The following is a 12,630-nucleotide window of genomic DNA, read 5'->3' as shown; positions in this document are numbered from 1 at the left end:
CGGGCAACGGTTCGCTGAAACCTCGCGTTTCGCCGAAGCCACGAAGTGAGGAGCACAGGTGTCCGGTGCGGACGTGAACCTGGTACTGCGCTCGACGCGCGTCGTCACCCCCGGAGGGACGCGCCCCGCGACGGTCGCCGTCGCCGACGGAACGATCGACGCCGTCCTTCCGTACGACGCCGAGGTACCCGCGGGTGCCCGCCTGGCGGACTTCGGCGACGACGTCCTGCTGCCCGGCCTCGTCGACACCCACGTGCATGTGAACGACCCCGGCCGCACCGAGTGGGAAGGCTTCCACACCGCCACCCGCGCTGCCGCGGCGGGCGGCATCACCACCCTCCTCGACATGCCGCTCAACTCCCTCCCGCCGACCACCACCGTCGACCACCTGCGCACCAAGCGGCAGGTCGCCGCCCCCAAGGTGCACGTCGACACAGGCTTCTGGGGCGGCGCGATCCCGACCAACACCAAGGACCTGCGCCCGCTGTACAAGGCCGGCGTCTTCGGCTTCAAGTGCTTCCTGTCGCCTTCGGGCGTCGAGGAGTTCCCGGAGCTGGACCAGGAGCAGCTGGCCCGGTCCATGGCCGAGATCTCGGATCTCGGCGGCCTCCTGATCGTGCATGCCGAGGATCCGCATCACCTGGAGGCCGCCCCGCAGCGCGGCGGTCCCGCGTACGCCGACTTCCTCGCCTCCCGTCCGCGCGACGCGGAGAACACCGCGATCATCGGCCTCATCGCCCACGCCAAGCGGCTGAACGCCCGCGTCCACGTGCTCCACCTGTCGTCCAGCGACGCGCTGGAGCCGATCGCGGCCGCCAAGCGCGAGGGCGTCCGTGTCTCCGTCGAGTCCTGCCCGCACTTCCTCACCCTCACCGCGGAGGAGGTCCCGGACGGCGCGACGGAGTTCAAGTGCTGCCCGCCCATCCGTGAGGCCGCCAACCAGGACGCGCTGTGGCAGGGGCTCGCCGACGGCACGATCGACTGCATCGTCTCCGACCACTCGCCCTGCACCACCGACCTCAAGACGCCGGACTTCGCCTCCGCGTGGGGCGGCATCTCCTCCCTCCAGCTCGGCCTCCCCGCGATCTGGACCGAGGCCCGCAGGCGCGGCCACGGCATCGACGACGTGGTGCGCTGGATGTCCGCCGCCCCCGCCGAACTGGCCGGACTGACCCGCAAGGGCGCCATCGAGGCGGGCCGCGACGCCGACTTCGCCGTCCTCGCACCCGACGAGACCTTCACCGTCGACCCGGCCGGACTCTTCCACCGAAACCAGGTCACCGCCTACGCGGGCAAGACCCTGCACGGCGTCGTCAAGTCAACCTGGCTGCGCGGCGTACGGATCGCGGACGAAGGCGTCCTCACCGGCCCCACCGGCCGACTGCTCGAAAGGAACTCCTGACCATGACGGCTGTCCCGCACTTCACCGGAGACGCGAGCCCGTACGGCGGTGGCGACCCGTACGCCGACTACCGCACCGCGGACTTCCCCTTCACCCGGCTCGTCGACCTCGCGGACCGCCGTCTCGGCGCCGGAGTGATCGCCGCCAACGACGAGTTCTTCGCCGAGCGCGAGAATCTCCTCAAACCCGGACCCGCCTCCTTCGACCCCGAGCGTTTCGGGCACAAGGGCAAGATCATGGACGGCTGGGAGACCCGGCGCCGCCGCGGCGTGAGCGCCACGCGGCCCCACCCCACCGACGAGGACCACGACTGGGCGCTCGTCCGGCTCGGGGCTCCCGGTGTCGTACGCGGACTGGTCGTCGACACCGCGCACTTCCGGGGAAACTACCCGCAGGCGGTCTCCGTCCAGGCGGTGTCCCTGCCCGGATCCCCGTCGCCCGAGGAACTGCTCGCGCCGGACGTGAAGTGGACAACGCTCCTTCCCCGTACCGCCGTCGGCGGTCACGCGGCCAACGGCTTCGTCGTGGACGCCGGGCAGCGCTTCACCCACCTGCGGGTCAACCAGCACCCGGACGGCGGCATAGCGCGGCTGCGGGTGTACGGAGAGGTCGCCCCCGACCCCGTCTGGCTGGCCGCGCTCGGCACCTTCGACCTTGCGGCCCTGGAGAACGGCACGCAGGTCGAGGACGCCTCCGACCGCTTCTACTCCCCGGCCACGAACACGATCCAGCCCGGCCGTTCCCACAAGATGGACGACGGCTGGGAGACCAGGCGCCGCCGTGACCGGGGCAACGACTGGATCCGCTACCGGCTGGCCGCTCAGGCGCGGATCGGTGCCGTCGAGATCGACACCGCCTACCTCAAGGGCAACTCGGCCGGCTGGGCGACGCTCTCGGTACGTGACGGGGACACCGGTGACTGGGCCGAAGTCCTGCCCAGGACCCGGCTCCAGCCCGACACCAACCACCGGTTCGTCCTGCCGGAGCCCGTCGTCGGCACCCACGTCCGGATCGACATCTTCCCGGACGGCGGAATCTCACGGCTGCGGCTCTTCGGCTCGCTGACCGAGGAGGGGGCGGCGGCGCTCGCCGCACGCCACCGCCAACTGGGAGGCTGAGAAGCCCGGGTACGCCCGGCGCCTCCCACGGGTGCTGTTTTGTCCTCGAAGACCGAACGGGCTTGAATGGGAGCCCGCCGACCGTACCGACCAGGAGTTTCCATGATCTTCATCGCCATCAAGTTCACCGTGCGCAGTGCCGAGCGGGACAACTGGCTCCCGGCCGTCGACGACTTCACCCTCGCCACCCGCCAGGAGCCGGGCAACCTCTTCTTCGACTGGTCGTACAGCGTCGAGAACCCGGACCAGTTCGTCCTCCTCGAAGCCTTCGCCTCGCCGGAGGCGGGCGAGGCGCACGTGAAGTCCGCCCACTTCGCGGCGGCGATCGACACGATGTCCGAGCTGGTCTCCGAGGTGCCGGAGATCGTCAACATGGAGGTGCCGGGCGAGGGCTGGGGCCGCATGGCCGAGGTCACGCCCCGCAACCGCTGACGCACGGTTCGCCCCCGGCCCGGCCTCCCCGCCCGGCGGTCGTCACGCCGCGTGGCCGCCGTCCACCGCCACCTCCGTGCCGGTGATGTACGCCGCGTCCTCGCTCGCCAGGTACGCGATCAGGGAAGCGACCTCGTCCGTCGTACCGAACCGCTCCAGCGCGGTGGCACCCCGCTGACCGGCGGCGAACGGACCGTCGGCCGGGTTGAGGTCGGTGTCCACCGGGCCGGGCTGGATCAGGTTCACCGTGATGCCGCGCGGGCCGAGCTCACGGGCGAGCGGCTTGGTGAGACCCGCGAGGGCGGACTTGCTCATCGCGTAGAGCGTCCCGCCGGGACCGCCCGTGTACCTGCTCAGGGCCGTACCGACGGAGATGATGCGGCCCCCGTCGCTCATCCGGCCGGCCGCGGCCCGGCAGGCCAGGAACACGGCCCGTACGTTCACGGCGAGGACCCGGTCGATGTCCGCGTCCGTGAGCGAGGTGATGGGACCGAGCACACCGATGCCGGCGTTGTTGACGAGGATGTCGAGGCGCCCCAGGGCGTCGGCCGCGTCGTGCACGGCCGTCGCGGGCGAAGCGGCGTCGGCCGCGTCGGCACGCAGGGCGACGGCCCGGCGTCCGTATCCCTCGATCTTCCGCACGACGGCCTGGGCACCCGCCTCGTCCTGTACGTAGGTCAGCGCCACGTCCACGCCGTCCTGCGCCAGCCGGATGGCGGTGGCCGCGCCGATGCCCCGGCTGCCGCCGGTGACGAGTGCGGTCCTGTTGCTGCTGCTGTTCATGTCCGGTTCCTTGCCGCTCGATGGGCGCCGCCGTATCGGCGACAAGAACCAGGAAAGTCCTTGCGGGCGCCGGATACCGGCGGGAAACGGACACCTACCGCGCGTCGCGCGGCGAGTGGAACGATGAGTTACGGGTGACAGTGAGGTCACAAGGAGTGCGAGCGCGGGGCCGGCGGGCGGCCCGGTGGGATCTCCGAAGGAGCAGAGCCATGGCGAAACTGACCCTCACCACCTTGCTGTCCCTGGACGGCGTCATGCAGGGCCCCGGAGGCCCCGACGAGGACCGCAGCGGCGGATTCGAGTACGGCGGCTGGGTCGTGCCGTACGTGGACGAGGGCATGACGCAGTTCGTCAACGAGGTGTTCGACCGGTCGGCGGCCTTCCTCCTCGGGCGGCGTACGTACGACATCTTCGCGGGCTACTGGCCCAAGGTGACCGACCCGGACGACCTCATCGCGAGCCGCCTCAACGCCTGTCCGAAGTACGTCGTGTCCACGACCCTGGGCCATCAGCCGGCATGGGACGGGACGACGGTCATCTCCGCCGACGCCGCCGCCGAGGTGGCCCGGCTGAAGGAGAGCACCGGGGCCGGCGAACTGCAGGTCCACGGCAGTGGCACGCTCGCCAGGTCCCTGATGGGGCAGGGCCTGATCGACGAGTACAACCTGCTCGTCTTCCCGGTCGTCCTGGGTCATGGCCGACGGCTCTTCCCGGACGGCGGCCCGCCCACCGCTTTCGAGGTCGTCCACTCCAGGACGACACCCAGCGGCATCGCGATCCACACCTACCGCCCCGCCGGACGGGCTCAGTTCGGAACCATCGACCTCGAGGAGTGAGTCCCGGGTCCAGCCTGCGCGTACCGCTCGGCCAGGGTGCGCACGGTCGAGGCGATCCGGGCCCTCAGCTCCGGCGGCCCGAGCACCTAGACCCCGGAATCCGGCCCGTGAGACGGGTGTTCCCGCAGGCCGGACGGGCCCGGTACGGTGATCGCTCAGCGTGCGAGCCGGTGAGGTCTCCACACATCCGTTCCCCTGTGGAGAGTCAGGAGCACCAGGTGTCCGCGGTTGCCGTGCCCACCCTCGCGCCCCCGCGCCCCGCGTGGCTCACCGATCTGCCCGTCCTGGTCGTCGCGGCCGTCTGGGGGTCGAGCTATCTCGCGGCCAAGGGCATCACGACGACCCACACCGTCATCGCCGTACTCGTCCTGCGGTTCGCGATCGTGCTGCCCGTCCTGGTCGTCGCGGGATGGCGCAGGCTCCGCGCGCTGAGCCCCGCGCAGTGGCGCGGAGCCGGTCTGCTCGGGCTCGTACTCAGCGGGATCTTCCTGCTGGAGACGTACGGCGTCGTCCACACCTCGGCCACCAACGCGGGGCTCATCATCAGCCTCACGATGATCTTCACGCCGCTCGCCGAGGCCGCCGTGACCAGGATCAGGCCGCCCGGGGCCTTCATCGCGGCGGCCGGGCTCTCGGTCGCGGGGGTGCTCCTCCTCACCCAGGGCGGCGGTTTCACCAGCCCCTCGACGGGTGACGTCCTCATGCTCCTCGCCGCCGTCGCCCGTACCGTCCACGTCCTGCTGATGGCCCGGATCAAGTCGGTCCAGGAGGCCGACTCGCTGTCGTTGACCACCGTCCAACTGGGCAGCGCCGTCGCCGTCTTCGCCGTACTCGCGGCCCTGCCCGGGACCGGCGCGGCGCCCTGGACCGTCGCCGCGGACTTCGGGGTCCGGGAGTGGGCCGGGCTGGTGTTCCTCTCCGTGTTCTGCACGCTCTTCGCGTTCTTCGTGCAGATGTGGTCCGTACGCCGCACCTCGCCGTCCCGGGTCAGCCTGCTGCTCGGTACGGAACCCCTGTGGGCGGCGGCCGTGGGCATCTCGATCGGCGGCGAACGGCTCGGCCTGCTGGGAGTGGCCGGAGCCGGGCTCGTACTGGCGGGCACCGCGTGGGGACGTCGCAGCGCGGACAGGGCCGCTGTCACTCCTTGACCGTGCCGGCCGCGACCCCGGCCGCTATCCGGAGCCGGACACCTTCGACATCCGCCGCGAGACCCAGGGACACCTGGCCTTCGGCCACGGTATGCACTTCTGCCCGGGGGCGCCGCTCGCCCGGATGGAGGGCCGGATCGCGATCCGCGCGCTGCTGGAGCGCTGCCCGGACCTCGCACGTGACCCGGAGAGCGGCGAGCCCGACTGGCTGCCCGGCCTGCTGATGCGGGGGTCGGACGGTTGCCGGTGCGCTGGTGAGGTAGGAACCTGCCATGAGCGCACTCGATCTCCGGTCAGCACGCAAAGTCCTCGAAAGCCAGCCGTTCAGCGTCCTCCTGGGGGCCCGCGTCACGGCCTTCGGGGACGGCGGCGCGACCCTCCGCATCGACGTCCGGCCGGAACTCCAGCAGCAGAACGGCTTCCTGCACGGCGGCGTCCTGGCCTACGCCGCCGACAACGCGATCACCTTCGCCGCAGGCACGACACTCGGACCCGCCGTACTGGCCGGCGGGTTCGCCATCCAGTACGTCCGCCCGGCGACCGGCCACACCCTGAGCGCCCGTGCCACCGTCGTGCACTCAGGCCGCCGCCAGGCCGTGGTCCGCTGCGACCTGTCCGTCGTCGGGGACGACGGCGAAGAGACCCTGTGCGCCGTCGCGCAAGGGACCGTACTGTCCGCCGAGCAGACCTGAAGGGACCCGCGTCGACCGCCGAACCCCTCGTCGACCTTGTCGACCTCGCCGCGCTGGGCGAGGACTTCAGCCGCCCGGGACCTCGCTCAGGTGCACCGGCCGGTGCTCGCGCCGCGACCACTCGCACGCCTCCGCGATCCGCAGCGCGTGCAACGCCTCGCGTCCGTCGCACGGATTGGCCAGCTCGCCACGGACCACCCGGACGAACGCGTCCAGCTCCGCCTCGTAGGCCGGGCCGAACCGCTCCAGGAAACCGGGCCAGGGCTTCCGCGGCGCGCCGGGGCCCTGCGGCTCCGCCGATGTGAGGGGCGTACGGTCGTCGAGCCCGACCGCGATCTGGTCCAGCTCGCCCGCCAGTTCCATGCGTACGTCGTAACCGGCGCCGTTGCAGCGGGTCGCGGTCGCCGTCACGAGCGTCCCGTCGTCCAGGGTCAGCAGCGCGGCCGCCGTGTCCACGTCCCCCGCCTCGCGGAACATCGTGGGCCCGGCGTCCGACCCCGTCGCGTACACCTGGGTGACCTCGCGGCCCGTCACCCACCGCACCATGTCGAAGTCATGGACGAGGCAGTCCCGGTACAGGCCCCCCGAGAGCGGGAGATAGGCGGCGGGCGGCGGCGCGGGGTCCGATGTGGACGCGCGCACCGTGTGCAGCCGGCCGAGCCTCCCCTCCCGTACCGCGGTGCGGGCCGCGCCGTACCCGGCGTCGAAGCGGCGCATGAAGCCCAGCTGCAGAACCGTCCCCGCCGATTCGACCTCGGCGAGGGCGCCCAGCGTGCCCGGCAGGTCGACGGCGATCGGCTTCTCGCAGAAGGCGGGGAGACCGGACCGGGCGGCTCGGGCGATGAGTTCGGCGTGGGCGGCGGTCGCCGAGGTGATCACCAGGGCATCGAGGGCGACGCCCTCGGCGAAGAGGCCGTCCACCGAGGTGGCGGTCGCACCTGTGCGGGCGGCGGCCAGAGCCGCGCGTTCCGGGTCGGCGTCGGCCACGAGCAGTGAGTCCACAGCGGGATGGCGGCTGAGCACCTCCGTATGGAAGGTGCCGATACGTCCCGTTCCGATGAGTCCGATGCGCATGCTTCAAGGTGGCGTTCGCCCTGTCGTCATGTCAAGCGTTTGTCCTGACAAACGGACGGACAAATGACCAGGCATGGGACTGGCATGGCTTTGTCAGGACAATCGAACTAGGCTCGTTCCGTGCCCACACAAGGAACCGACCAGCCGCTCCCGCTGAGCGTGGACCGCACCAGCCCGGTGCCGCTCTACTTCCAGCTGTCGCAGCAGCTGGAGGCGGCAGTCGAGCAGGGCCGGCTCGCTCCCGGCAGCCTCCTCGGCAACGAGATCGAACTCGCGTCCCGGCTCGGACTGTCCCGACCCACGGTCCGCCAGGCGATCCAGTCACTCGTGGACAAGGGGCTGATGGTCCGCCGCCGGGGCGTGGGTACGCAGGTCGTGCACAGCCAGGTCCGGCGCCCGCTCGAACTCAGCTCGCTCTACGACGACCTGGAGAAGGCGGGCCAGCGCCCCGCCACCCACGTCCTGCGCAACACCGTCGAACCCGCCACCGCGGAGGTCGCCGCCGCGCTCGGCGTCACCGAGGGCAGTGAGGTCCACCTCGTCGAACGCCTGCGGTCCGCACACGACGAACCCATGGCGCTGCTCCGCAATCACCTGCCTCCGGGACTGCTCGGCCTGTCCACCGGGGAACTGGAGTCCACCGGGCTCTACCGGATGATGCGGGCCTCCGGCATCACCCTGCACAGTGCCCGCCAGTCCGTCGGGGCGCGGGCCGCCACGGCGGGGGAGGCGGCACGGCTCGGGGAGCCCGAAGGAGCGCCGCTGCTGACCATGGAGCGGACCACCTTCGACGACACCGGGCGGGCGGTCGAATTCGGCGCGCACGTCTACCGGGCCTCGCGCTACTCGTTCGAGTTCCAGCTGCTCGTACGCCCCTGAGGCACCGCTCCGGGAGGCGCCTGCGTCAGAATGTTCGGACAAACTCTTGACGGTGGTCCTACAACGCCGCTAGAACTCCCCCAGCCGCACCAGGGCGGCCAGGAGAGAAGGCGGGCCCACCATGCGCACCACTCGCACGGCAACAGTCCTGATCGCCGTATGCGCCCTCGCCCTCGCCGGATGCAGCGGCTCCGGCGGCAAGGACTCCGAGGAGCCGGCCGGCGGCGGGGGAGGGGGCAAGGCCGTCTCCACCCCGCGTATGAAGATCGCGATGGTCACGCACTCCGGGCCGGGCGACACCTTCTGGGACATCGTGCAGAGCGGCGCCGAGCAGGCCGCGGCCAAGGACAACGTCGAGTTCCTGTACTCCGCCGACAAGGAGGGAAAGGAACAGGCGCAGCTCGTCCAGGCCGCTATCGACCAGAAGGTCGACGGCATCATCGTCACCCTCGCCAAACCCGAAGCGGTCAAGGCCGTCGTGGCCAAGGCAGCGGCGGCGGGCATCCCCGTCGTCACCATCAACTCGGGCGCGCGGTTCTCCGCGGAAGTCGGCGCGCTCAGCCACATCGGCCAGGACGAGTCGGTCGCGGGCGAGGCCGTCGGCGAGGAGCTCGACGACCGCGGCAGGAAGAAGGCGCTCTGTGTGATCCACGAACAGGGCAACGTGTCACTCGAGGAACGCTGCGCCGGGGTCAAGAAGACCTTCGGCGGCCAGGTCGAGAACCTCAACGTCGAAGGCACCAACATGCCGGCGTCCACCTCGTCCATCGAGGCGAAGCTCCAGGCGGACAAGGACATCGACGCGATCGTCACTCTCGGAGCCCCCTTCGCCGCCGCCTCCGTCAAGGCCAAGGAGGGCTCGGGCTCCACCGCAGAAGTCGACACCTTCGACCTGAACGCGGAAGTGGTCAAGCGGCTCAAGGACGAGGAGGTCGGCTTCGCCGTCGACCAGCAGCCCTATCTCCAGGGCTACCTCGCCGTCGACGAGATCTGGCTCAACCGCACCAACGGCAACGTCATCGGCGGCGGAAAGCCGGTGCTCACCGGACCTGCGATCGTCACCGCGAAGGACGTACCGCAGCTGGAGAAGTACACCGCGCGCGGCACCCGGTGACCGCCCGCCGCGGCACCGTACCGCCGCACCGCCGCGCCCCTGCCGGGCGAGCCGGACACCCCCTCGGGGATACTTGGGCAGCCGGGCCGGGAGCGCGCTCTCCCCGGCTCCACCAAGCAGCACAGCGAGCAGCACTAGAAGGGCACGGCGTCGTGGCAAGGGTTCGGACAGGGGTACGTGCGATGGGTGCCGTGCTGGCAGCGGTGCTCGGCGCCTCCCTCATGGGATGCAGCAGCACCGGCGGCAAGCGGGCCGAGGAGCGCGCCGCGCAGGCCGCCGAGGGCCGGTCCGCGGTGAACACGCCGCGCTGGACCTTCGCCATGGTCACCCACTCGGGCGACGGCGACACCTTCTGGGACATCGTCCAGAGCGGTGCCGAGCAGGCGGCGGTGAAGGACAACATCGACTTCCTCTACTCGCACCACGACGAGGCGCAGCAGCAGGCCCAGCTCGTCCAGGCGGCGATCGACAAGAAGGTCGACGGGCTGATCGTCACGCTCGCCAAGCCGGACGCCATGAAGGCCGTCGTCGCCAAGGCCACCAAGGCCGGCATCCCGGTGATCACCGTCAACTCCGGCTCCGCGGAGTCCAAGGAGTTCGGCGCGCTGACCCACATCGGGCAGGACGAGTCGATCGCCGGTGAGGCCGTCGGCGACGAGCTCGACAAGCGGGGCCGCAAGAAGGCCCTGTGCATCCTGCACGAGCAGGGCAACGTGGGCCACGAGCAGCGATGCGACGGAGCGAAGAAGTCCTTCGACGGCACACTGCAGAACCTCTACGTCGACGGCACCAACATGCCCGACGTCCAGGCGTCCATCGAGGCGAAGCTCCAGTCCGACAAGAGCATCGACGCGGTCGTCACGCTGGGCGCCCCGTTCGCCGACGCCGCCGTGAAGGCGAAGGCCACCGCGGGCAGCGACGCCGAGGTCGACACCTTCGACCTGAACGCCAAGGTCGCCACCGCGCTGAAGGCCGGCACGCTCGGCTTCGCCGTCGACCAGCAGCCCTACCTCCAGGGGTACGAGGCCGTCGACCTGCTCTGGCTCCACCGCTACAACCGCAATGTGCTGGGCGGTGGCCTGCCCGTCCTGACCGGACCGCAGATCATCACCGCTGACGACGCGTCCGAGCTCGCCGAGTACACGAAGCGGGGGACCCGATGACAGCGACCGGGCAACCAGCGGCTCCGGCACCGGCTCCCGGCAGGCCCGACGAGCGGCTGCTGCGCACCTCGCCGCTGCGCGGACTCCTCGGCCGCCCCGAGCTCGGCTCGGTCGTCGGCGCCGTGGCCGTCTTCCTCTTCTTCGCGGTCGTCGCCGACAGCTTCCTCCAGGCATCCAGCTTCGGCACGGTGCTGTACGCGGCCTCCACCATCGGGATCATGGCCGCGCCGGTGGCGCTGCTGATGATCGGCGGCGAGTTCGACCTCTCCGCCGGTGTGCTGGTGACCAGTTCGGCACTGATCTCCTCGATGTTCAGCTACCAGATGACGGCCAACGTCTGGGTCGGCGTCTTCGTCTCCCTGCTGGTCACCCTCGCCTTCGGCGCGTTCAACGGCTTCATGCTGACCCGCACCAAACTGCCGAGCTTCATCATCACCCTCGGTACGTTCCTGATGCTGACCGGTCTCAACCTGGGCTTCACCAAGCTGATCAGCGGCACGGTGTCGACGAAGTCCATCGATGACATGGAGGGCTTCGAGTCGGCCCGCAAGGTCTTCGCCTCGCAGCTGTCCATCGGCGGCATGGAACTGAAGGTCACCATCCTCTGGTGGTTCGTGCTCGTCGCGATCGCCACCTGGATCCTGCTCCGCACCCGCTTCGGCAACTGGATCTTCGCGGTCGGCGGCGAGGCCGACGCCGCGCGGGCCGTGGGTGTGCCGGTCATCCGTACGAAGATCGGGCTCTACCTCGGGGTGGCCTTCGCCGCCTGGGTCTCCGGACAGCACCTGCTGTTCAGCTACGACGTCGTGCAGTCCGGCGAAGGCGTCGGCAACGAGCTGACGTACATCATCGCGGCCGTCATCGGGGGGTGCCTGATCACCGGCGGCTACGGCTCCGCGATCGGCTCGGCGGTCGGCGCGTTCATCTTCGGGATGACCAGCAAGGGCATCGTGTACGCGGAGTGGAACCCCGACTGGTTCAAGTTCTTCCTCGGAGCGATGCTGCTCCTGGCCACCCTGCTCAACGCATGGGTGCGCAAGCGCGCGGAGGCGACGAAATGACCTCGACCCACCCCTCGCCCGACGCGCCGGCCCGGGCGCTCGTCGAACTCGACGACGTCAGCAAGTTCTACGGCAGCATCAAGGCGCTCGAACACGTCTCGCTGGAGGTCCACGCCGGAGAGATCACCTGCGTCCTCGGTGACAACGGCGCCGGCAAGTCCACCCTCATCAAGATCATCGCGGGGCTCCACCGGCACGACGGCGGCACCTTCCTGATCGACGGCGAGGAGACCACCCTCGCCAACCCGCGCGACGCCCTGGACCGGGGCATCGCCACCGTCTACCAGGACCTCGCCGTCGTACCGCTCATGCCGGTGTGGCGGAACTTCTTCCTCGGATCGGAGCCGACGAAGGGGACGGGGCCGTTCAAGCGCCTCGACGTGCGGCTGATGCGCGAGACGAGCCGCGCGGCGCTGCTGCGTATGGGAATCGACCTGCGCGACGTCGACCAGCCGATCGGCACCCTGTCCGGCGGCGAGCGCCAGTGCGTGGCGATCGCCCGAGCCGTCCACTTCGGCGCCAAGGTCCTCGTCCTCGACGAGCCCACCGCGGCGCTCGGCGTCAAGCAGTCCGGAGTCGTGCTGAAGTACGTCGCGGCCGCCCGGGACGCCGGCCTCGGTGTGGTCCTGATCACCCACAACCCGCACCACGCCCACCTCGTGGGCGACCGGTTCGTCCTGCTCAAGCGCGGCGTCATGTCCGGCAGCCACACCAAGGACAGCATCACGCTGGACGAGCTGACCAGGCAGATGGCGGGCGGCAGCGAACTGGACGAACTGAGCCACGAGCTGGAGCGCGCCACCGGACCGGAATCGGGTCCGGCGCAGGACTGAGGACGAAGCGGTGCCGTACGGACACCTGCACGCAATGGCAGAATCGACCGAGGCGGACACCGTCCGCCGCCGGCGGCACCACGCACCGGCCCCCC

General features: G+C 70.6%; 13 protein-coding genes and 1 pseudogene. 12 read left to right on the top strand and 2 right to left on the bottom strand.

Features of this window, described 5'->3' with window-relative positions; genetic code table 11:
• Window positions 1-58 precede the first annotated feature (58 nt).
• The 3 genes from allB (at window position 59) to F0344_RS04340 (ending at window position 2,952) form a co-directional block, all read left to right on the top strand.
• On the top strand, window positions 59-1,402 hold the full coding sequence (gene allB / locus F0344_RS04350) for an allantoinase AllB (RefSeq protein ID WP_185297505.1): 1,344 nt from the start codon (window positions 59-61) through the stop codon (window positions 1,400-1,402).
• A 2-nt stretch (window positions 1,403-1,404) separates the two neighbouring features.
• Window positions 1,405-2,520, top strand: a complete 1,116-nt coding sequence (gene alc / locus F0344_RS04345) for an allantoicase (protein WP_185297504.1) — start codon at window positions 1,405-1,407, stop codon at window positions 2,518-2,520.
• A gap of 102 nt (window positions 2,521-2,622) precedes the next feature.
• A complete protein-coding gene (locus F0344_RS04340) occupies window positions 2,623-2,952 on the top strand; it encodes a putative quinol monooxygenase (protein WP_185297503.1) in 330 nt (109 codons plus the stop codon).
• Between the two features lie 42 nt (window positions 2,953-2,994).
• Here the strand turns inward: F0344_RS04340 and F0344_RS04335 are convergent, their stop codons facing one another.
• Window positions 2,995-3,735 (bottom strand): SDR family NAD(P)-dependent oxidoreductase, encoded by a 741-nt coding sequence (locus F0344_RS04335; RefSeq protein WP_185297502.1) that lies wholly within the window; start codon window positions 3,733-3,735, stop codon window positions 2,995-2,997.
• Window positions 3,736-3,944: 209 nt separating this feature from the next.
• Between F0344_RS04335 and F0344_RS04330 the strand changes: the two genes are divergently transcribed.
• The 4 genes and pseudogenes from F0344_RS04330 to F0344_RS04315 all read left to right on the top strand — a co-directional run bounded on the left by F0344_RS04330 (window position 3,945) and on the right by F0344_RS04315 (window position 6,411).
• Window positions 3,945-4,571: a dihydrofolate reductase family protein gene (locus F0344_RS04330; RefSeq protein ID WP_185297501.1), complete on the top strand. Its 627-nt coding sequence runs from the start codon at window positions 3,945-3,947 to the stop codon at window positions 4,569-4,571.
• 218 nt (window positions 4,572-4,789) lie between these two features.
• The gene (locus F0344_RS04325) at window positions 4,790-5,719 is read left to right on the top strand and encodes a DMT family transporter (RefSeq protein WP_185297500.1); all 930 of its coding nucleotides are present in this window, start codon (window positions 4,790-4,792) and stop codon (window positions 5,717-5,719) included.
• Window position 5,720: 1 nt separating this feature from the next.
• Window positions 5,721-5,977, top strand: a pseudogene (locus tag F0344_RS36450) (cytochrome P450); the annotation flags it as partial.
• 14 nt (window positions 5,978-5,991) lie between these two features.
• Window positions 5,992-6,411 carry a PaaI family thioesterase gene (locus F0344_RS04315; RefSeq protein WP_185297499.1) on the top strand — a complete coding sequence of 140 codons (420 nt, stop codon included), beginning with the start codon at window positions 5,992-5,994 and terminating at the stop codon, window positions 6,409-6,411.
• Between the two features lie 66 nt (window positions 6,412-6,477).
• Here F0344_RS04315 and F0344_RS04310 read toward each other — a convergent pair whose 3' ends face one another.
• Window positions 6,478-7,485: a Gfo/Idh/MocA family protein gene (locus tag F0344_RS04310; RefSeq protein ID WP_185297498.1), complete on the bottom strand. Its 1,008-nt coding sequence runs from the start codon at window positions 7,483-7,485 to the stop codon at window positions 6,478-6,480.
• Window positions 7,486-7,605: 120 nt separating this feature from the next.
• Here F0344_RS04310 and F0344_RS04305 point away from each other — a divergent pair, with 120 nt between their 5' ends.
• The 5 genes from F0344_RS04305 to F0344_RS04285 all read left to right on the top strand — a co-directional run bounded on the left by F0344_RS04305 (window position 7,606) and on the right by F0344_RS04285 (window position 12,535).
• A complete protein-coding gene (locus tag F0344_RS04305) occupies window positions 7,606-8,364 on the top strand; it encodes a GntR family transcriptional regulator (protein ID WP_185297497.1) in 759 nt (252 codons plus the stop codon).
• 121 nt (window positions 8,365-8,485) lie between these two features.
• Window positions 8,486-9,478: a sugar ABC transporter substrate-binding protein gene (locus F0344_RS04300; RefSeq protein ID WP_185297496.1), complete on the top strand. Its 993-nt coding sequence runs from the start codon at window positions 8,486-8,488 to the stop codon at window positions 9,476-9,478.
• Window positions 9,479-9,630: 152 nt separating this feature from the next.
• Window positions 9,631-10,641, top strand: coding sequence for a sugar ABC transporter substrate-binding protein (locus tag F0344_RS04295; protein ID WP_445585669.1), 1,011 nt, complete (start codon window positions 9,631-9,633; stop codon window positions 10,639-10,641).
• Window positions 10,638-11,702: an ABC transporter permease gene (locus F0344_RS04290; RefSeq protein ID WP_185297494.1), complete on the top strand. Its 1,065-nt coding sequence runs from the start codon at window positions 10,638-10,640 to the stop codon at window positions 11,700-11,702. The genes F0344_RS04295 and F0344_RS04290 overlap by 4 nt, the downstream gene beginning before the upstream one ends.
• A complete protein-coding gene (locus F0344_RS04285; RefSeq protein WP_185297493.1) occupies window positions 11,699-12,535 on the top strand; it encodes an ATP-binding cassette domain-containing protein in 837 nt (278 codons plus the stop codon). The genes F0344_RS04290 and F0344_RS04285 overlap by 4 nt, the downstream gene beginning before the upstream one ends.
• Window positions 12,536-12,630 lie beyond the last annotated feature (95 nt).

The sequence above is a fragment of the Streptomyces finlayi genome (assembly GCF_014216315.1).
GTDB classification, from domain to species: domain Bacteria; phylum Actinomycetota; class Actinomycetes; order Streptomycetales; family Streptomycetaceae; genus Streptomyces; species Streptomyces finlayi_A.
Note: the sequence above shows the minus strand (reverse complement) of the source record. Positions and strands in the feature narration are given on the sequence as shown.

What these genes read in the sequence shown, in the direction of transcription:
- F0344_RS04330 (WP_185297501.1), top strand. Translation starts at nt 3,945, where the DNA reads ATGGCGAAACTGACCCTCACCACCTTGCTGTCCCTGGACGGCGTCATG.
- F0344_RS04310 (WP_185297498.1), bottom strand. Translation starts at nt 7,485, where the DNA reads ATGCGCATCGGACTCATCGGAACGGGACGTATCGGCACCTTCCATACG.
- F0344_RS04340 (WP_185297503.1), top strand. Translation starts at nt 2,623, where the DNA reads ATGATCTTCATCGCCATCAAGTTCACCGTGCGCAGTGCCGAGCGGGAC.
- alc (WP_185297504.1), top strand. Translation starts at nt 1,405, where the DNA reads ATGACGGCTGTCCCGCACTTCACCGGAGACGCGAGCCCGTACGGCGGT.
- F0344_RS04335 (WP_185297502.1), bottom strand. Translation starts at nt 3,735, where the DNA reads ATGAACAGCAGCAGCAACAGGACCGCACTCGTCACCGGCGGCAGCCGG.
- F0344_RS04315 (WP_185297499.1), top strand. Translation starts at nt 5,992, where the DNA reads ATGAGCGCACTCGATCTCCGGTCAGCACGCAAAGTCCTCGAAAGCCAG.
- F0344_RS04300 (WP_185297496.1), top strand. Translation starts at nt 8,486, where the DNA reads ATGCGCACCACTCGCACGGCAACAGTCCTGATCGCCGTATGCGCCCTC.
- F0344_RS04285 (WP_185297493.1), top strand. Translation starts at nt 11,699, where the DNA reads ATGACCTCGACCCACCCCTCGCCCGACGCGCCGGCCCGGGCGCTCGTC.
- F0344_RS04290 (WP_185297494.1), top strand. Translation starts at nt 10,638, where the DNA reads ATGACAGCGACCGGGCAACCAGCGGCTCCGGCACCGGCTCCCGGCAGG.